General features: G+C 72.1%; 19 protein-coding genes. 8 read left to right on the top strand and 11 right to left on the bottom strand.

From position 1 onward, the window contains the following. The first annotated feature begins 18 nt into the window (after window positions 1-18). On the top strand, window positions 19-873 hold the full coding sequence (locus BQ6202_RS11670; protein ID WP_083587240.1) for a DUF1206 domain-containing protein: 855 nt from the start codon (window positions 19-21) through the stop codon (window positions 871-873). 24 nt (window positions 874-897) lie between these two features. Here BQ6202_RS11670 and BQ6202_RS11665 read toward each other — a convergent pair whose 3' ends face one another. Further along, window positions 898-1347 carry a hypothetical protein gene (locus BQ6202_RS11665; RefSeq protein WP_072314600.1) on the bottom strand — a complete coding sequence of 150 codons (450 nt, stop codon included), beginning with the start codon at window positions 1345-1347 and terminating at the stop codon, window positions 898-900. A gap of 144 nt (window positions 1348-1491) precedes the next feature. Between BQ6202_RS11665 and dcd the strand changes: the two genes are divergently transcribed. Both dcd and BQ6202_RS11655 read left to right on the top strand, forming a co-directional pair. Further along, entirely contained in the window at window positions 1492-2139 is a 648-nt protein-coding gene (gene dcd, locus BQ6202_RS11660; protein WP_072314599.1) for a dCTP deaminase, read from the top strand. Window positions 2140-2156: 17 nt separating this feature from the next. After that, complete coding sequence (locus BQ6202_RS11655) at window positions 2157-3095, top strand: hypothetical protein (protein WP_072314598.1); 939 nt, start codon at window positions 2157-2159, stop codon at window positions 3093-3095. A 10-nt stretch (window positions 3096-3105) separates the two neighbouring features. Here the strand turns inward: BQ6202_RS11655 and BQ6202_RS11650 are convergent, their stop codons facing one another. Together BQ6202_RS11650 and BQ6202_RS11645 are read right to left on the bottom strand one after the other, a co-directional pair. Then, complete coding sequence (locus BQ6202_RS11650; RefSeq protein WP_072314597.1) at window positions 3106-3633, bottom strand: 2'-5' RNA ligase family protein; 528 nt, start codon at window positions 3631-3633, stop codon at window positions 3106-3108. 113 nt (window positions 3634-3746) lie between these two features. After that, complete coding sequence (locus BQ6202_RS11645) at window positions 3747-4124, bottom strand: hypothetical protein (protein WP_072314596.1); 378 nt, start codon at window positions 4122-4124, stop codon at window positions 3747-3749. Between the two features lie 120 nt (window positions 4125-4244). On the opposite strand from BQ6202_RS11645, the gene BQ6202_RS15155 reads away from it, so the two are divergent. After that, window positions 4245-4763 carry a MarR family winged helix-turn-helix transcriptional regulator gene (locus tag BQ6202_RS15155; protein WP_234946203.1) on the top strand — a complete coding sequence of 173 codons (519 nt, stop codon included), beginning with the start codon at window positions 4245-4247 and terminating at the stop codon, window positions 4761-4763. A gap of 9 nt (window positions 4764-4772) precedes the next feature. On the opposite strand, the gene BQ6202_RS11635 is transcribed toward BQ6202_RS15155, so the two are convergent. From BQ6202_RS11635 to BQ6202_RS11600, 8 genes are all read right to left on the bottom strand, one after another. Beyond that, on the bottom strand, window positions 4773-5576 hold the full coding sequence (locus BQ6202_RS11635) for a hypothetical protein (protein ID WP_072314595.1): 804 nt from the start codon (window positions 5574-5576) through the stop codon (window positions 4773-4775). Further along, window positions 5564-6187: a hypothetical protein gene (locus BQ6202_RS11630; protein ID WP_072314594.1), complete on the bottom strand. Its 624-nt coding sequence runs from the start codon at window positions 6185-6187 to the stop codon at window positions 5564-5566. Before BQ6202_RS11630 ends, BQ6202_RS11635 begins: the two co-directional genes overlap by 13 nt. Continuing rightward, window positions 6187-6795, bottom strand: a complete 609-nt coding sequence (locus BQ6202_RS11625; protein WP_072314593.1) for a hypothetical protein — start codon at window positions 6793-6795, stop codon at window positions 6187-6189. Before BQ6202_RS11625 ends, BQ6202_RS11630 begins: the two co-directional genes overlap by 1 nt. Before the next feature lie 61 nt (window positions 6796-6856). After that, a complete protein-coding gene (locus BQ6202_RS11620) occupies window positions 6857-8095 on the bottom strand; it encodes a hypothetical protein (RefSeq protein WP_072314592.1) in 1239 nt (412 codons plus the stop codon). After that, complete coding sequence (locus tag BQ6202_RS11615; protein WP_072314591.1) at window positions 8095-8394, bottom strand: hypothetical protein; 300 nt, start codon at window positions 8392-8394, stop codon at window positions 8095-8097. The genes BQ6202_RS11620 and BQ6202_RS11615 overlap by 1 nt, the downstream gene beginning before the upstream one ends. 136 nt (window positions 8395-8530) lie before the next feature. After that, window positions 8531-10000 carry an MFS transporter gene (locus tag BQ6202_RS11610; RefSeq protein WP_083587239.1) on the bottom strand — a complete coding sequence of 490 codons (1470 nt, stop codon included), beginning with the start codon at window positions 9998-10000 and terminating at the stop codon, window positions 8531-8533. A gap of 73 nt (window positions 10001-10073) precedes the next feature. Next, a complete protein-coding gene (locus tag BQ6202_RS11605) occupies window positions 10074-10616 on the bottom strand; it encodes an NUDIX domain-containing protein (RefSeq protein ID WP_072314590.1) in 543 nt (180 codons plus the stop codon). Between the two features lie 45 nt (window positions 10617-10661). Continuing rightward, window positions 10662-11357 (bottom strand): DUF1345 domain-containing protein, encoded by a 696-nt coding sequence (locus BQ6202_RS11600; protein WP_072314589.1) that lies wholly within the window; start codon window positions 11355-11357, stop codon window positions 10662-10664. Window positions 11358-11617: 260 nt separating this feature from the next. On the opposite strand from BQ6202_RS11600, the gene dnaK reads away from it, so the two are divergent. Genes dnaK through BQ6202_RS11580 form a run of 4 tightly spaced genes read left to right on the top strand, consistent with a single transcriptional unit; the run spans window position 11618 to window position 15628 of the window. Beyond that, on the top strand, window positions 11618-13477 hold the full coding sequence (gene dnaK / locus BQ6202_RS11595; RefSeq protein ID WP_072314588.1) for a molecular chaperone DnaK: 1860 nt from the start codon (window positions 11618-11620) through the stop codon (window positions 13475-13477). Between the two features lie 2 nt (window positions 13478-13479). Continuing rightward, a complete protein-coding gene (locus tag BQ6202_RS11590) occupies window positions 13480-14187 on the top strand; it encodes a nucleotide exchange factor GrpE (RefSeq protein WP_072314587.1) in 708 nt (235 codons plus the stop codon). Window positions 14188-14234: 47 nt separating this feature from the next. After that, complete coding sequence (locus BQ6202_RS11585; RefSeq protein WP_072314586.1) at window positions 14235-15194, top strand: DnaJ C-terminal domain-containing protein; 960 nt, start codon at window positions 14235-14237, stop codon at window positions 15192-15194. Then, a complete protein-coding gene (locus tag BQ6202_RS11580) occupies window positions 15194-15628 on the top strand; it encodes a heat shock protein transcriptional repressor HspR (RefSeq protein WP_072314585.1) in 435 nt (144 codons plus the stop codon). Before BQ6202_RS11585 ends, BQ6202_RS11580 begins: the two co-directional genes overlap by 1 nt. Window positions 15629-15631 lie beyond the last annotated feature (3 nt).

Below are 15631 nucleotides of genomic sequence, written 5' to 3'. Positions count from 1 at the left end.
CCCGGGGCGAGCGCAGGCATGGCGACGAGCGAGAGGCCTGAGGCGACGGCCGACGATGCGACCGGCGCTGCGGATGCGGCGGGTCGCGCAGCGCACAAGGCGCAGGATGCGGCGGTGGAGGCCGAGGAGCACAGCGCGACCTCCTGGGTCGAGAGCGTCGGGCAGTCAGCCAACGGCCTCGTGCACATGCTCATCGGCGGCATCGCCATCGGCGTCGCCTTCGGCGCGGGTGGCTCGGCCGACCAGTCGGGCGCGATGCGCGCGATCGACAGCACGCTCCTCGGCGGCATCGCGCTGTGGTGCGTCGGCATCGCGCTCGTCGCGCTCTCGCTGCACGCCTTCGTCGTCGCGGTCGCGCAGTCGCGCACGAGCCGGCGCGATGCGCTGCGAGCCGCCGGGCGCGGCATCGGCCACGGCGTGGTCGGCGGCACCGCGCTGATCTTCGCGGCGGGAGGCGACGTCGACGGCGAGGAGACGACCGAGTCGGTGTCGTCGGCGCTGCTCACGAATCCCCTCGGCCAGTGGCTGGTCGGGCTCGTGGGCGTCGTGGTCGTCGGGGTGGGCGTCGCCTTCGTGCTGCGCGGCGTGCGCAGGAGGTTCTTCGAGGATGTCGCGCCGTCCGCGCGGTTCTGCCGCCTCGTCGAGGCGCTCGGCGCTCCGGGCTTCGTCGCGAAGGGCGTGGCGATCGGCATCGCCGGCGTGCTGTTCGTGATCGCCGCGGTGCGCGTCGATCCGGAGGAGGCTGGCGGGCTCGACGGCGCGCTGCAGTCGCTGACGACGGTGCCGGGCGGGGTGATCGCGCTGCTGGCGATCGCGGTCGGCCTGATCGTCTACGGCGCGTATTGCGTCGCCCGCGGGGTGTGGGCGCGCTGAGCGCAGCCCCCGCCGTCTGGCCGGCTAGCTCCCCCGGCCGCGCCGCGGATGCGGCAGCACGGGATTCCGCAGGCGCGCGAGCTTGCGGGCGAGCTCTGCCGGCGAGAGCCCGGCGCGCTCGGCAGGCGGCAGGTCTGCGAGCGTCGACTCGGGGTTCCGAGCGTCGTCGGCCATCTCGCCGCCCTGCTCCGACTCGGCCGCGTCCTCCGGGGTCTGGGGCACGTGTGGGTGCTGATCGACGTGCGCGCTGCCCCGCAGGCGGGCGTCGAGCGTCGTGAGGTTCGGGCCGCTCACCTGCAGGTCGCGGCCCATCGTGCGCAGCACGCGCACCACCGTCTCGTAGTCCTCGTCGGTCAGCGACGCGTCGACGCGACGGGCGACCTCGTCCTTGCCGTGGGATCTCCGGGCGCGCTCGACTGCAGCTGCTGCGAGCTCGACCCAATCCTCGAGCCGGCGCTCCCGCTTGCCATCCATGCGCCACCTCCCCGTGAGGCTCCATGCCGTGCCGCGAGCCGTCTCCGCACGACGACCCGTGCTCTCATCGTCCCCTCTTCGCCTGTGAACCACCCCACCGCATCCGCCTGCTCCGCCTAGGCATCGGGCGATACGCTCGCACTCGTGCTGCTCAGCGATCGCGACATCCGTGCCCGGCTCGACTCCGGCTCCCTCGGCCTCGACCCGCTCGACCGCTCGATGCTGCAGCCGTCGAGCGTCGACGTGCGGCTCGACCGGGGCTTCCGGCTCTTCGACAACCACAAGTACCCCTACATCGATCCCGCGGAGGATCAGCCCGAGCTCACCAGACTGATCGAGGTGGGCGCCGACGAGGCATTCATCCTGCACCCGGGCGAGTTCGTGCTCGGCGCGACCTACGAGCGCATCTCGCTGCCCGACGACGTCGCCGCGCGACTCGAGGGCAAGTCGTCGCTCGGGCGGCTCGGCCTGCTCACGCACTCGACGGCCGGCTTCATCGACCCCGGCTTCTCGGGGCACGTGACCCTCGAGCTCTCGAACGTCTCGACCCTGCCGATCAAGCTGTGGCCGGGCATGAAGATCGGGCAGGTCTGCTACTTCCAGCTCTCGTCGCCAGCCGAGGTGCCCTATGGGCAGGGCGGCAACCTCAACCGCTACCAGGGCCAGCGCGGGCCGACCGCGTCGCGCTCGTTCCAGAGCTTCCACCGCACGCGCATCGAGTCGACGCCCGGTGCCGCTGCGACCGCCGAGGTGCCCGCGGTGCCGAGCGAGGTCGAGCAGGCCGAGCCGTGAGCCGGGGCTGATCGCTGATGGCCGGCCCGCTGCGCGTCGAGCACGACATCGAGGTCGCCCGCTGGGTGCAGGCGTCGCTCAGCGACCTCGGCTCGGTCGCGACCAACGTGCCGCCGATCTTCGACGCCTACGCGCGCATCCTGCACCCCGCGACGCTCATGACGCCGACGGGCACGACGGATGCGTGGGGCAACCCCGAGCAGTCGTCACGCGAGATCACGTGGGCGGAGGCGGCCGAGCTGATCGGTGATCGGGTGGGGGAGCGGCAACCCTGGACGGCGTGGCTCAACCGCTTCGGCCAGGTTGCTCGTGACCTGCCCGACGGCAGTCTGTTGATCGAGGGGCACACCTTGCCGGACGGCAGCCGCATCCAAGAGCCAACCGACGGCGACATCCCGCTGCCGCTGCTGGGCACGCTCACCGAGCTGCTGCTCGACGAGCACGGCGACGCGGAGGTGCTGACGGCGTTCTGGGGAGGGCACGGGCTCGACAGCGCTGGGAGCGTGATCGCCCTCGCGTGGCCAGAGGGCGACAAGCCCTCGCGGCGCGAGGCCAAGCGTGCGACGCGCGCGGCGCAAGCGGCGCACGACGCGGCGTTCGCCGCCGCGGTCGACCCCGAGGTGGCCCGAGCGCTGCGCGAGCAGCACGAGCTCGGCCTGCCGGCTGAGGGGCAGGGGCGCGGCCACGTGCTGCTGCGGGGCCGCCTGTCGACCTTCGCCGACCCGGCCTGGGTCGAGCGCGCGGGCCTCGGGTGGCGTGCGGAGTGGCCGCACTCCGGCCGCACGCCGAACGCGCTCTGGCCAGTCGAGCCGCACGGCGCCCCCGCCTGGTTCATCGCGACCGACCTCGACCTCGACATCACGCTCGTCGGCGGCAGCGCCCACCTGATCGGCCGCATCCTCGGGCATCCGTCGATCGAGGCCGAGCGCACGCGCCCCGACGACCCGCTCGTCTAGTGGCTCAGCGCTAGGAGGCCGGGGCGCTCGCGATCGTCGTGATCGTCGCCGTCTCCGGGTCCCAGTGCCGCAGCGCGACCGCGTGCGCCTCGATCGACGGGCCCATCAGCGCGAGCGCCTGGGCTGCGTCGGCCAGGCGCAGGCGGCGTGCGAGCGTGACGTGCGGCAGCCAGCGCCCAGCGGCGAAGTGCGGGTCCTGCTGCGCGTCGTCGCCGCCTGCTGCCTGCCGCACCTGCCGCTGCAGCGCCAGCAGCTCGGCGCTCGGCACGATGGCGAGCGCGAGCACGCGGCGGTCACCCTCACCCATCAGCAGCGGCGGCCCGAGCACGAGCGGGACCGGGAGCGGCACGTCCTGCGGCGCTGCGTCGGCGGAGAGGCCGGCGAGCGCGAGGAGCGTCACGTGCGGCCGGTTGCTCGGGGCCTCATGGCGGGCGAGGCTCGAGAGGCCGGCATCGGCGAGCGCCCTCCAAAGCGCGCGCACCTGCGCCTCTGCGCGCTCGTCGAGCAGCAGCTCGAGGCTCGATCGGCGCGCTTCCATGCGCCCAGCCTGCCCGATGCGGGCGGTGCGCGGCCGAACGTGGACGCACGAGAGCGCGCCCCCGCTGGTGCAGGGGCGCGCTCGATGGTGGCTGCTGCCAGCGGCCGCCGGGATCAGCGCTCGGCGCGCAGCTCCATGCCGATGCGCCGCAGCGTGCGCATGGTCGTGACGTAGTCCGCGTGGCTGACGGTCGTCGCGATGCGATCGTGCAGCTGCTCGGGCGTCAGGCCCGCACGACGGATGCGTCGGGCTGACCGCATGATGCTGCGCTCGAGGGTTGGGTGTCGGTGTGCAGCGCCGCGGGGGTGCACGCCGTCGGGGCGGCCACTGCGGTGGCAGTGCCCGGGGCCGGCGTGCGCCTCGCGGTGCTCGTGCCCGCGGTCCTCGCGGTGCTCGTGCCCGCGGCCCCGGCGGTGCTCGTGCTCGCGGCCCTGGCGGCCGTCGATCTCGTGGTGATGGGTGTTCTCGTGGAGGTGGTGGGGGTGTCGCATGGCGATGGTCCTCTCTCAGCTGTGGCGGCGCTCCGCCGCCGATGCCGGCGCGGTGCGCCGGGCGATACATGTCATTGGACATATCCATGTCAAGGAGCATGTACATGTAGGATGACATGCATGAGCGCTGATCGTCAAGCCCCAGATCCGTCGATCGTCGAGATCGCCGCTGCGCTCGACCGCATCGGCATGCGCAGGGCGCCGGGGCGCGGCCACCGCGCCATGGCTCCGACGCCGCGCCCGCACGTGGAGGCAGGCGCCGCTCACGGCGAGCACGAGCACGGCGGCCCCCGCGGGCACCGCGGCGCGATGGGCGCGCGACGCATGCTGCACGCGATCGTGCACGCCGAGCAGCCGCGGTCCATCACCGACCTCGGTCACGCGATCGGCGTGGATCAGCCGCGCGCATCCCGTCTCGTACAGGCGCTGGGCGACGCGGGTCTCGTGCGTCGCATCCCCGACCCCGCAGACGGTCGGCGCACCGTCATCGAGGCGACCAGGGCCGGCCGCGCGCGCTTCGAGGCGCACGCAGAGGCTCGGGCAGCGGAGGTGGCCGCAGCGGCGACGTCGCTCACGAGCGCCGAGCGCGCAGAGCTCGCTCGGCTGCTGGCCAAGCTCGCCCTCGCCTGGCCCGCCTGAGGCGGTTGCCTAGAGCGCGGGCGACATCGAGCGGGCGAGCCCGCCCAGCTGCGCGGCGCGAGCGCGCTCGGCGACCGCCGGCTCGATGGCGCCGGCACGCAGCAGGGTGTCGATCGCTGCGCCCAGGTCGCGCGCGATGGCCTCGCGCCGCTCAGCCGGCAGTGCGGCGACCGCGGCGGCGAGCCGCTCGTCGTTGCGCGCCTGCCGCGCGCCGCCGGGCACACGCGGGCCGCGCAGCGCCAGGACGAGCAGCACCGCGCTGATCACGAGGTCGGCCACCATCGGCACCACCCACGCGGCGGTGACCGGCACGACGCGCTCGAGCGAGTCGTCCACGGGGGCGCCGGCGCCGAGCCAGACGAGCGCTCCGAGCACGCCGAGCGCCGCCGGCACCAGGCGGATCATCGCGACGGGCACGAGCCCGCGGTCGAGCGCGGGCCGACGCAGCTCCTGAACCAGCAGCGCGAGGCCGCAGAGCGCGGAGACGAGCGCGATGAGGCCGAAGCTGCCGGCGGCCAGACCGTCGTCGCGGAAGGCGATGCTCCACGCCAGCACGGGCAGGCCCCACACGACGGTGAGGGTGAGCGCGCCGAGCGACCACAGCAGCAGGGGCACCGCGAGGGCCCGCTGCAGCGCGCTGGCGCCGCTGCGCTCGCCCCGCAGGGTGAGGGCGAGGTGCCGAGGGGCGGTGAGCGCGAGCGCGTCGCGCACCGCGTCGTCACCGCGGAAGGCCGCTGCCTCCATCCGCCACCAGTCGTCGGGCGCGAAGCTCGAGCGGTGCGCGGCGTAGCCCGCGGCGGTCATGCCTGCCACCGCTCGACCGGAGGCACGACCTCGACGAGCAGCGACGGCTGCTCCGCCCACGGCGTGCCCTCGTGGTCGAGGCCGGAGGGGCGTGCACTGGCGACGACGGCCTCGGCGTAGGGGCGGAAGGCCTCGATGCCGTTCGGGGGCAGCGGTCCCAGCGTGGCGACGACCGAGCCGCCGGGGCGCACCGCCATCCACTGCACGAGGGAGTACGGCTGCCCCTGGCGCTCACCGAGCATCTGCATGCGCAGGCTCGTGCCGAGCTGCGGCAGCTCCACCACGTCGTGCCGCGGCGGCAACGACGCCGGTGGCTCGACGATGCGACGCTGCGAGGCCTCGTCGAGCGGCTCGTCGAGCACGTCGAAGCGCAGCACCGCGAGCGCGCTCGCGTCCGGGGAGCGCACGGCGAGCGTGTAGGTCGCGGTCGGTGCCACGCTCGCGCGCACGCCCTCGAGCCAGTCGGTGATCGCCGCCGGGTCGTCGAGCAGCTGCTCGTCGTGCGCCGCGATGCGCTCCAGCTCTGACGCCGCCCATCCCGGGTGGCGCTCGCCGAGCGATCCGTCGCGCGGCACCTCGATGGTCAGGCTCGGGTCGAAGTCGACGGTGATGCCGCGCATCAGGGCTCCCAGGAGAAGGTCGCGACGTGCGTGTCGATGAGCGCGATCCAGCGCTCGAGCACCTCGTCGTCGGCGGGCAGATCGGTCGGATGCGTGATGACGGCCGTGAGCTGCACGGCCCGGCGCCGCTCGGCGCCGGGGATGGGGATCATGTAGCTGATCGACGTGGTGGCGGTCTGCTCGCCGTCGAGCGCGACGTCGCGGCGCTCGACCCACCGCACGATCATCCCCGCGCGGTCGAGCGGCTTCGCGCCCTTGGAGCGGATCGCGTCGATCACCACCTCGCGCACCGGCGCATCCGGCGTGTCCACGCGCTCGATGCCGGTGATCGTCGCCGGCAGGAAGAGCGCCTGCGGGGTGCCCTCGCCCGGCATGATCACGAGGAACGCCCGCTGCTCGCGCAGCTGGCGGTAGGCGACGGATGCGTGCGCGCGCAGCTGCGCGAGCAGCTCTGGGCGGCCGGCTGCCGCGAGCTTCTTCGCCGCCGCGTCGAGCAGCTGCCGCTCGCCGCGCTCGTCGGGTCGATGCGCCACCCAGCCCTGCGGGAGCAGCATGCGGAACGCGGGGACGGCGTCGCCGCCTCGCAGCAGCGTTCGCAGATCGGTCACGTGATCACCTCGGCCACAACGCTACCGGCGCCGGCCGGCCCAGGCGTCCCGGCGGGGGCGCTCAATACGTCGGCCAGCGGATCTGCTCGAACAGGTCGGGCATGCCCGTGCCGGCCTGGATGGTGTCGCGCACCATCCCCGGCACGACGCCGAAGTAGTTGCCGACGGCGTCGGCGGTGTACGCCAGCGCCCACGGCGTGTGGCCGAGGTCGCCGAGCGCCTGCCAGGTGTCGCCGCCGTGCGTCGAGATGAACTCGGCGAACATCTCGGTGCCCTCGCCCACGAGGTAGCCCGCCTCCGGGGCGAGGCCGCGCATGTTCGACGCCCAGGTCGCGGGGCTGAAGCCCGAGCCGGTGAGCGAGAGGCCCCAGCGGGCGGCATCGTCGGTGAAGCTCATGCCGTTCGAGAGCCCGATCCAACTCTTGAACCCCGTCTTCAGGCCCCCGGAGGCGAAGTCGCCGATGGCGCCGATCGGCAGCACGCCGACGATCGCGAACGCGAGGTCCCACCCGTTCGCGTCGCCGCGGCAGAACTGGTAGATCGTGAGGCCGAGCGCGATGACGCCGACGATGAGCGCCAGGAGGCCCACGATGGGGCCGCCGACGACGAGCGCGAGCACCGCCAGCACGAGGCCGGCGATCGAGAGGACGGTCTGGACGAACGCGACGAGCCCGTCGAGGTTGTCCTTCCAGGAGTCCTCGATGCCGTTGGTCGTCGCGGTCTCGATGCCGTTGCAGGCGGCGTCGAACTCCTCCCACCACGTGTCGTGCTCGGTGTCGAACTTCGCGGCCTCGGCGCTCCAGTCGGCGTAGGCGTTGTCGGCGGCGGTCCGCGCGGTGGTCGCGGCCGACTGCTGGTCCTGCTCCGCCTGCTGCCTGGCGTCCGGATCATCCGCGCGCTCGCCCGTCGGGTAGGCCACGGGCATCGACTCCGCGTCGTCGGCGGCGTCGCGCTTCTCGACGTAGATGTCCCAGAGCCGCTGGCACTCGCTCACGATGGGCGTCATCGCCGTCTTCACCTCGCCGAGAGCGAGGCCGTAGTCGCGCACGTACGGGCCGACGTCCGAGTACAGGGAGCCTGCGCGCTCGAGCTCATCGTTGACCTCCCTCGAGGCCTCCTTGAGCTTGTCGATCCACTGACCCTCCTGCTCCGCCCCGTCCTCGAGCAGCGCGTTCATCGTCTCGGCGGCCTGGGTCATCTGGAAGCCGAGCGTGACGATCGCGCGACCGCGCTTCGTGACCTCCTCGGCGTTGCCCTCGATGACCCGGATCTCGTGCTTGCCGACCGGTGTGATCTCCATCAGGACTCCTCGCTCTCGACGCTCGCGGCCAGCTCCTCGTCGCCGGTCTGCCATGCCTCCAGCGTCTTGTCGGTGCGCTCGAGCACGTTCTCGAGGCCGTCCTTCAGCTGGTTGCGGCGGTCGTCCCACTGCGACTCGAACTCGCGCACGCGATCCTGCAGCGTGGCGTGGCCGTCGGGCCGATCGACCGCCGCCTCGAGGTCCTCGCGGCGCGCCGATGCCTCGTCGAACTCATCGATGATGTCGCGCAGTCGACGACTGAGCGTCGAGAGCTTGGAGTAGTCGACCTTGACGTTCATGGGGCGCAGTGGTGCTTTCTCGTCGGTTGGAGGGACATAGTGACGCTAGCGACTCGGGCGGGGTGCTCGCGATGGGGACAACTGCCCGTCCGGGCTGTCCTGCGCGCAGCGCTCGCCAGCGGGGTGGCCGGATGCGTCAGTCGCGGTCGTCGATGGTCGTCGGCTTCGGCGTGATGGGCAGCACCAGCAGCAGCCCGGCCAGCAGCACGACGACGATGCCGAGGATCCCGAAGCGGGTGTCGCCCGTGAGCCCGACGAACGCGCCGAACAGCGTCGCAGTGAGGAAGGACACGGAGCGGCCGGTGGTGGCGTAGAGGCCGAACATCTCGCCCTCGCGCCCCTCGGGTGTGATGCGCGCCATGAACGAGCGCGATGCCGACTGCACCGGGCCGACGAAGGTCGCGAGCGCCAGGCCGCACACCCAGAACATGTCCTTGCCATCGACGAACATCACCGCCGTGCCGGAGGCCACGAGCACGAGCAGCGAGGCGATGATGACGATCTTCGGACCGAACCGGTCGTCGGCCCAGCCGCCGACGAAGGTGCCGATGCCGGCCGTGACGTTCGCGGCGATGGCGAAGAGCATGACCTCCAGGAACTCGAAGCCGAACACCTGCGCGGCGATGATGGCGCCGAAGGTGAACACGCCGGAGAGGCCGTCGCGGAAGATCGCGGAGGCGACCAGGAAGAGCAGCGTCTTGGGGGCGCGGCGACCGATGCGAGAGATCGTGCGGAAGAGGATGCGGTACGACTCGACGACGCTGACGCGCTTGGGCACGATGCCGGTCGGCGGCAGCTCGGGGACGCGGAGCATGAGCGGCAGCGCGAACGCGAGGAACCAGGCGGCGCTCGCGAGCACCGCGAGGCGCGTGTCGAGCCCGGCGCCGTCGCGGCCGAAGGGCACGCCCAGCACGCCGTGGCCGTCTCCGCCCAGGGGCAGGATGAACAGCACGAGCAGCAGGGCCAGCAGCACGATGCCGCCCACGTAGCCCATGCCCCAGCCGAAGCCCGAGGTGCGCCCGAGCGACTCCTTGGTCGAGACCTGGTGGAGCATCGCGTTGTAGTTGACGCTGGCGAACTCGAAGAAGAGGTTGCCCGCGGCAAGCAGCAGGGCGCCCAGCCAGACGTACTCGGGCACCGGGGTGACGAAGAACATGCCGGCCATCGCGAGGATCGTGAACCCCGTGTTCACCAGCACCCACAGCTTGCGGCGACCGCCGCCATCCGACCGCTGGCCGACGATGGGCGCGATGAGCGCGACCAGGACACCGGCGATCGCGATGGCCCAGGCGACGACGGCAGCGTTGTCGGCGAGCGCTCGGGTGAGCTCCGGGGAACCCGCCTCGCCCGCCGCGTCGACGATCGCGGGGTCGACGAAGAGGTCGGATGCGAGGTAGGTGCTGAAGACGAAGGTCGTCACCACCGCGTTGAACGACGCGGAGCCCCAATCCCACATCGCCCACGCGCGGGCACGCCTGCCGAGCTCGCGGCGGGTCATCGGCTCGACGCCGATCTGGGCCGGCTGCACGATGTCGTCGGGCGATCGATCCGCCGTCGGCGGTGAAGCGGTGGCGGATGCCGCGTGCGGCTCGTGAGGGACGCTCATGGGTTGAGCGTAGGACCGAAAGGCGAACAGCAGGTGACGCCGGCGAGGGCGCGCCAGGGCGTGCCCGAGCGCGTCAGGCGAGCCGGCCGAGGCGGATCGCGGCGAGCGCGAGCGCGGCGATGGTCTCGCCGTCGCGGATGCGACCGTCGCCGCACATCGCGAGGGCCTCGCCGAATGGCACCCGGGTGACGGCCGAGATGCCCTCCTCGCCCTGGCTCTCCGCTGCATCCGCCGCCTGGGAGAGGCCGCGGGCGAGGAAGACGTGCTCGCGGGCGCGCGCGATCCCGTTGAGCGCGTCGAGGCTGCCGAGCGGCATCCACTCCGAGGCTTCCAGCCCGGTCTCCTCGAGCAGCTCCCGCTGGGCGGCGACGAGCGGCTCCTGATCGTCGCTGCCGCCAGCCGGCACCTCGAGCGAGTCGCGGCCGATCGTGTACCGATCGATGGTGACGAGCACGACCGCGTCGTCCTCGTCGAGCGCCACGACGAAGACGGCGTCGCGCAGCTCCACCACTCCGTAGAGCCCTTCGCCGCCGTCCGGGCGCGTGACCTCGTCCTCGTGCACCCGGATCCAGGGGTTCTCGTAGGCGATGCGGGTCGAGCGCGTGGTCCATCTCATTGCGCCAGCCTAGAGATGGCCGTCGCGGCGAGGCGCGCGGTCGGACTACGCGGTGCGCGTGATGAGCAACGAGGCGAAGACCGCGATGATCACGGTGCTGTAGGCGAAGCCGACGATCGACTGCACCGTCGCGACGCGGCGGGCTGCGCCGTTCGTGAGCGCGACGTCCGACGACGAGAAGGTGGTGGAGAGCTGCGTCGAGACGTAGACGAAGTCGCCGAAGGAGCGCTCCTCGTCGCCAGGGAAGCGCAGCCCGCCGTGCTCGGCCCAGCCGCGCATGTGGTCGATCGCGAACACCGCGACGAGCAGCACCCAGGTGCCGCCGACGCCCAGCACGCAGCGCACGATGAGCCACAGGTCGACCCCCGTGCTCTCGACCGCGAGCAGCACGACGGAGGCGACACCGACGGCGACGATGGAGATCGACCACGACGCCGGCCCGCCCAGGAAGAGGTGGCGCACGAGGCGGCTGCGCTCCTCTGAGCGCCGCAGCCGTGCGCGCAGCGCCTTGCCGCGCAAGGAGCGGAAGGCGAGGTGCGACAGGAGGAGGAAGGTCGGGCCGTAGGCGCCGAAGACGAGCGCGAAGGCCGACGCGTACAGGTTGAGGAGACCACCCTCGAAGGGCTCGCGCAGGACGAGGTAGGCCACGATGTAGGCCGCAGCTGCCACGATCCCGGCGATCACCGTCGCGACCGAGTGACGGATGTACTCGCGCTGGAGGAACGCGGAGATCTTCGCCATGGTGCTCACGCTAGTGGGCACCGCGGGGACTCACGGCGGATGCACAGCCGCGAAACTTGACACCCCTCGACTCAAGGTGCGAAAGTTGAGCCATCGCGACTCAGGTTGTGCGCCCACCCGGGCGCCGGTCGCAGCCGAGGTTCCGGGGGACGAGTCCACCGTCAGGCGGGCGCCCACTGGGCGGCCCGGGGGCTGACGGTGGCCTCCTCCGCCGGAATCAGGCAGAGCGCAGCACAGCTGCGAACAGGAGGCAAGAGACTATGGCACGAGCAGTCGGCATCGACCTCGGCACCACCAACTCCGTCGTCGCGTTCCTCGACGGCGGCGAGCCCACCGTCATCGCGAACGCTGAGGGCTTCCGCACGACCCCCTCGGTCGTCGCCTTCGTCAAGGAGGGCGAGACGCTCGTGGGCGAGCCGGCCAAGCGCCAGGCCGTCACGAACGTCGACCGCACCATCTCCTCGGTCAAGCGCCACATGGGCACCGACTGGAAGCAGGAGATCGACGGCAAGCAGCTGACGCCGCAGGAGATCTCGGCGCGCATCCTCGGCAAGCTCAAGCGCGACGCCGAGACCTACCTCGGCGAGCCGGTGACGGACGCGGTCATCACCGTGCCCGCGTACTTCAACGACGCGGAGCGCCAGGCCACGAAGGAGGCCGGCGAGATCTCAGGCCTCAACGTGCTGCGCATCATCAACGAGCCCACCGCCGCGGCGCTCGCCTACGGCCTCGACAAGGGCAAGGAGGACGAGCTGATCCTCGTCTTCGACCTCGGTGGCGGCACCTTCGACGTCTCGCTGCTCGAGGTGGGCAAGGACGACGACTTCTCCACGATCCAGGTGCGCTCGACCTCCGGCGACAACCGCCTCGGCGGCGATGACTGGGATGACCGGGTCGTCGAGTGGCTCAAGACGCGCTTCAAGGAGCAGTCCGGCGTCGACGTCTCGAAGGACAAGATCGCCATGCGTCGCCTGAAGGAGGCCGCCGAGCAGGCCAAGAAGGAGCTCTCGGCCTCGTCGAGCACGAGCATCCAGCTGCCCTACTTCTCGCTCACCGAGAACGGGCCGGCCAACCTCGAGGAGACGCTGACCCGCGCCCAGTTCGAGAACATGACGAAGGATCTGCTCGAGCGCACTCGCAAGCCCTTCGAGGACGTCATCCGCGAGGCCGGCATCACCGTGAGCGAGATCGCCCACGTCGTGCTGGTCGGCGGCTCGACCCGCATGCCCGCCGTCACCGAGCTCGTCAAGCAGCTCACCGGCGGCAAGGAGCCGAACAAGTCGGTCAACCCCGACGAGGTCGTCGCCGTCGGCGCCGCGCTGCAGGCCGGTGTGCTGAAGGGTGAGCGCAAGGACGTGCTGCTCATCGACGTCACCCCGCTGTCGCTCGGCATCGAGACCAAGGGCGGCATGATGACGAAGCTCATCGAGCGCAACACCGCGATCCCGACCAAGCGCTCCGAGACCTTCACGACCGCGGAGGACAACCAGCCCTCGGTCGCCATCCAGGTCTTCCAGGGCGAGCGCGACTTCACGCGCGACAACAAGCCGCTCGGCACCTTCGAGCTCACCGGCATCGCGCCGGCTCCGCGCGGCATCCCGCAGGTCGAGGTCACCTTCGACATCGACGCGAACGGCATCGTGCACGTGTCCGCCAAGGACAAGGGCACGGGCAAGGAGCAGTCGATGACCATCACGGGCGGCTCGAGCCTCTCGAAGGAGGACATCGACCGGATGGTGAAGGAGGCCGAGGAGAACGCGGCCGCCGATCACGCCCGCCGCGAGGCCGCAGAGATGCGCAACACCGGTGAGACGCTCGTCTACTCGGTCGAGAAGATCCTCACCGACAACGGCGAGCAGCTGCCGGAGGACGTGAAGACCGAGGTGCAGGGCGACGTCGACGCGGTCAAGGCCGCGCTCGCGGGCGACGACGACGAGGCCGTGAAGACCTCGGTCGAGAAGCTGCAGCAGTCGCAGTCGAAGCTCGGCGAGGCGATCTACCAGCAGGCCCAGGCCGAGCAGCCCACCGACGAGGCCGGCGCAGAGCCGCAGGCCGACGCGAGCGCTGACGACGACGTCGTCGACGCCGAGGTCGTGGACGACGAGGACGAGAAGAAGTAATCGTGGCGGATCCCAAGGAGTTCGAGGAGCCGCGCGAGCACGACGAGGGGCTCGAGGAGCCTCGCGTCACGGACAAGCGCCGCATCGATCCCGTCACGGGTGAGCCCCGCGAGCCGGCTTCGGCCGCCCCTTCGGCGGGCGCAGGAGAGGCCTCCGGGGCCGCCCCGGCGGCGGGAGCGGCGCAGGACGACGCGTCCGAGGCCGCGCCCGCCGACGATGAGCTGAGCGCAGAGGACCGCGCGCTGCTCGAGGGCGAGGCCGCAGCGGTCGACGCCGAGCGCGCAGCGCTCGAGGCGAAGTCGGCGGCGCAGCTCGACGAGCTGCAGCGCCTGCGGGCCGAGTACGTCAACTTCCGCGCCCGCACCGAGCGGGAGCGGGCCGGTGACCGCGAGGCGACCACCGCATCCGTCATCAAATCGCTGCTGCCGGCGCTCGACGACCTCGACCTGGCCGACAAGCACGGCGATCTGGTCGAGGGCCCGCTCGCGATCGTGGCGGCGAAGCTGCGCGGCTCGTTCGAGGCGCTCGGCGTCGTCAGGCTGGGCGAGGTCGGTGAGGTCTTCGACATTGACAAGCACGAGGCCGTCGCGCAGCTGCCGAACCCGGAGGTGACCGAGATGGTGGTCGCCGACGTGATCCAGTCGGGCTACCGCGTCGGCGACCGCATGCTGCGGCCCGCCAAGGTCGCGGTCTTCGTCCCGGCAGAGTGAGGCGGGGAGCAGTGCGCCCCGTCGCGGGCAGGAGGAGGTGACGCCGCATGGCCAGCAATGACTGGTTCGACAAGGACTTCTACGCCGTGCTCGGCGTCGCCAAGGACGTCTCGGCTGCCGACCTGAAGAAGCAGTACCGCAAGCTCGCACGGCAGTACCACCCGGATTCGAACCCGGGCGATGCCGCCGCCGAGTCGCGCTTCAAGGAGATCTCCGAGGCCCACTCGGTGCTCTCCGACCCGAAGCAGCGCCAGGAGTACGACGCGGTGCGCGCGATGGCCGGCGGCCGGCCGCGCTTCGCGCCCGGCGGCTCCGGCGGCTTCGAGGATGTCTTCGGCGGCTTCGGCGGCGGCCCCCGCGTGCAGTACTCGCAGGGGGACTTCGAGGATCTGCTGGGCGGCATGTTCGGCGGGCAGACGCCAGGCTTCGGCGGCGGCTTCGGCGGCCGGCGGCCGGCCAAGGGTCGTGACGTCGCCGCGCGCGCCGCGCTCGACTTCACCTCGGCGGTGCAGGGCGACACCCTCAAGCTCACCGTCGGCGGCAAGACGATGACCGTCAAGGTGCCGGCAGGCGTGCACGACGGCCAGAAGATCAAGCTGGCGGGCAAGGGCGACCCCTCGCCGTCCGGCGGCGAGCCCGGCGACCTCATCCTGACGGTGCAGGTGCGCCCGCACCCCGTCTTCACCATGGACGGGCTGCACCTGCGCGTCGACGTGCCCGTGACGTTCGCCGAGGCGACGCTCGGGGCCACGATCGAGGTGCCGACCCTCGGTGGCGCCCCTGTGCGGCTCAAGGTCGCGCCCGGTACGCCGTCGGGCCGCGTGCTGCGCGTCAAGGGCCGCGGCGTCGCGGGCAAGAAGGGCACGGGCGACCTGCTCGCGACCATCCAGGTCGCGGTGCCGGGTCACCTGACGAAGGAGCAGGTCTCGCACCTCGAGGCCTTCGTGCAGGCCGGCCCGACCGAGTCGCCTCGCGAGGATCTGCTCACCAAGGCGAAGGCCAGCTGATGCTGGGCGTGCCGGAGGGCCTCGACGAGGCGTCGCCGATCTTCTCGATCGCGGCGGCCGCCGAGCTGGCCGGCCTGCACGCCCAGACCCTGCGGCAGTACGACCGGTTGGGGCTCGTCGAGCCCGCTCGCACGGCGGGCAACACGCGCCGCTACTCGATGCGCGACGTCGGACGCCTCAAGCAGGTGCAGTTGCTCTCGGGCGAGGGCGTCTCGCTCGAGGGCATCCGCCGGATCCTCGAGATGAGCGACGAGAACCGCGAGCTGCGCGCACGCGTGCGGCAGCTCGAGAGCGCGCTGGCGGATGCGGTGATGCAGCAGGCGGGCCGCCGCGTGTTCGCGGCGGGTCACGCGGGCATCACGACGCTGCGCGCCGGCGCGCGGCCCGCGAAGCCGGGCCAGGTCGTGCTCTGGCGGCCGCAGCGCCACCTCTGAGCC

The sequence above is a fragment of the Agrococcus sp. Marseille-P2731 genome (assembly GCF_900117395.1).
GTDB lineage: Bacteria > Actinomycetota > Actinomycetes > Actinomycetales > Microbacteriaceae > Agrococcus.
This window is presented reverse-complemented; position numbering and strand designations above follow the sequence as displayed.

Excerpts from the sequence above, each read along its gene's own strand:
- BQ6202_RS11670 (WP_083587240.1), top strand. The coding sequence starts at position 19 with ATGGCGACGAGCGAGAGGCCTGAGGCGACGGCCGACGATGCGACCGGC.
- BQ6202_RS11665 (WP_072314600.1), bottom strand. The coding sequence starts at position 1,347 with ATGGATGGCAAGCGGGAGCGCCGGCTCGAGGATTGGGTCGAGCTCGCA.
- BQ6202_RS11655 (WP_072314598.1), top strand. The coding sequence starts at position 2,157 with ATGGCCGGCCCGCTGCGCGTCGAGCACGACATCGAGGTCGCCCGCTGG.
- BQ6202_RS11650 (WP_072314597.1), bottom strand. The coding sequence starts at position 3,633 with ATGGAAGCGCGCCGATCGAGCCTCGAGCTGCTGCTCGACGAGCGCGCA.
- BQ6202_RS11645 (WP_072314596.1), bottom strand. The coding sequence starts at position 4,124 with ATGCGACACCCCCACCACCTCCACGAGAACACCCATCACCACGAGATC.
- BQ6202_RS15155 (WP_234946203.1), top strand. The coding sequence starts at position 4,245 with ATGAGCGCTGATCGTCAAGCCCCAGATCCGTCGATCGTCGAGATCGCC.
- BQ6202_RS11630 (WP_072314594.1), bottom strand. The coding sequence starts at position 6,187 with ATGCGCGGCATCACCGTCGACTTCGACCCGAGCCTGACCATCGAGGTG.
- BQ6202_RS11620 (WP_072314592.1), bottom strand. The coding sequence starts at position 8,095 with ATGGAGATCACACCGGTCGGCAAGCACGAGATCCGGGTCATCGAGGGC.
- BQ6202_RS11615 (WP_072314591.1), bottom strand. The coding sequence starts at position 8,394 with ATGAACGTCAAGGTCGACTACTCCAAGCTCTCGACGCTCAGTCGTCGA.
- BQ6202_RS11610 (WP_083587239.1), bottom strand. The coding sequence starts at position 10,000 with ATGAGCGTCCCTCACGAGCCGCACGCGGCATCCGCCACCGCTTCACCG.
- BQ6202_RS11605 (WP_072314590.1), bottom strand. The coding sequence starts at position 10,616 with ATGAGATGGACCACGCGCTCGACCCGCATCGCCTACGAGAACCCCTGG.
- BQ6202_RS11600 (WP_072314589.1), bottom strand. The coding sequence starts at position 11,357 with ATGGCGAAGATCTCCGCGTTCCTCCAGCGCGAGTACATCCGTCACTCG.
- dnaK (WP_072314588.1), top strand. The coding sequence starts at position 11,618 with ATGGCACGAGCAGTCGGCATCGACCTCGGCACCACCAACTCCGTCGTC.
- BQ6202_RS11585 (WP_072314586.1), top strand. The coding sequence starts at position 14,235 with ATGGCCAGCAATGACTGGTTCGACAAGGACTTCTACGCCGTGCTCGGC.
- BQ6202_RS11580 (WP_072314585.1), top strand. The coding sequence starts at position 15,194 with ATGCTGGGCGTGCCGGAGGGCCTCGACGAGGCGTCGCCGATCTTCTCG.